The following is a 1,193-nucleotide window of genomic DNA, read 5'->3' on the forward strand; positions in this document are numbered from 1 at the left end:
TGATCTACGCGCACTCCGCGGTGCCGGCGGCCAACCAGCTCATGCTGCCCTTCCTCTCCCTCGTCTCCGAGGCCGAGCTGCAGCGCAACCCCACGGTGAAGGCCGAGATGGAGGCCTCCGGCCACGAGCTCACCGGCCTTCTGCTCACCTACCAGGTCCACCAGGCTTGCGACATCCTGTTCTGCAAGGGCAACGTGGTGCCCGTCGGCCGCGACCAGCTGCCGCACATCGAGCTCACCCGCCTCATCGCGCGCCGCTTCAACAACCGCTTCGGGCGCGTCTTCCCCGAGGTCGACGCCCTGCTGTCCGACACGCCGCTGCTGCCGGGCCTCGACGGGCGCAAGATGAGCAAGTCCTACGGCAACGCCATCTCCATCTCCATGACCCCCGAGGAGACGGCCAAGCGCATCAAGAAGAGCCAGACCGACTCCGAGCGCATGATCACCTTCGACCCGGAGGGGCGCCCCGGCGTGTCCGGGCTGCTGTCCACCGCCGCCATCTGCACGGGTCGCAGCGAGACCGAGATCGCCGCCGAGATCGGCATGGGCGGCTCCGGCCAGCTCAAGAAGTACGTCACGGAGGCCGTGAACGGGTACTTCGAGCCCATCCGCGAGCGCCGGCACCGCTTCGAGAACGACCTCGACTACGTGAAGGACGTGCTCCACGAGGGCAACCGCCGCGCCAACGAGATCGCCGAGGCGACGCTGGCCGAGGTGCGCGAGGCCATGGGGATGGTCTACTAGCGTCGGCGGCGACGAGGTGAGGGGGCGGCCGGCTCTGACGGCAAGGTGCCGATAGCGGCCGGCGGCGACGAGGTGAGGGGGCGGCCGATGTACCGGCTCATCGCAAGCGACATGGACGAGACGTTCCTGGGCGCCGGCCACGCCGTGCCCGCGGCCAACATCGCCGCCCTCGAGCGCATGCGCGCGCTCGGCATCCTGTTCATCCCCAGCTCCGGCAGGCCGTACCCCTCCATCATGGGGAGCCTGTCGGGCATCGTCGAGCCGGTCTTCGGCATCCTCGTGGTGCTCGCGAGCGGCTGGATCCAGCCGTTCATGCCCTGGCTGCTGTCGTTCGCCGCCGGCGCCATGGTGTACGTGGTGGTCGAGGAGCTCATCCCCGAGGCGCATCTGGGCGAGCACTCCAACGTCGGCACCTTCGGGGTGATCGCGGGCTTCGTCATCATGATGGTG

The 1,193-nt window shown here is 69.0% G+C and carries 2 protein-coding genes; both read left to right on the top strand.

The features are described from left to right. Positions 1-743 (top strand): tryptophan--tRNA ligase (locus INF29_RS14355; RefSeq protein ID WP_193487406.1); only part of this gene is annotated, 743 nt, incomplete at its 5' end. 111 nt (positions 744-854) lie between these two features. Next, positions 855-1,193, top strand: a 339-nt coding sequence (locus INF29_RS14360) for an HAD hydrolase family protein (RefSeq protein ID WP_334298155.1), incomplete at its 3' end; no start/stop codon positions are given.

The organism is Anaerotignum lactatifermentans (assembly GCF_014982935.1).
In the GTDB taxonomy this organism is placed as follows: Bacteria; Bacillota; Clostridia; order Lachnospirales; family Anaerotignaceae; genus Anaerotignum; species Anaerotignum lactatifermentans.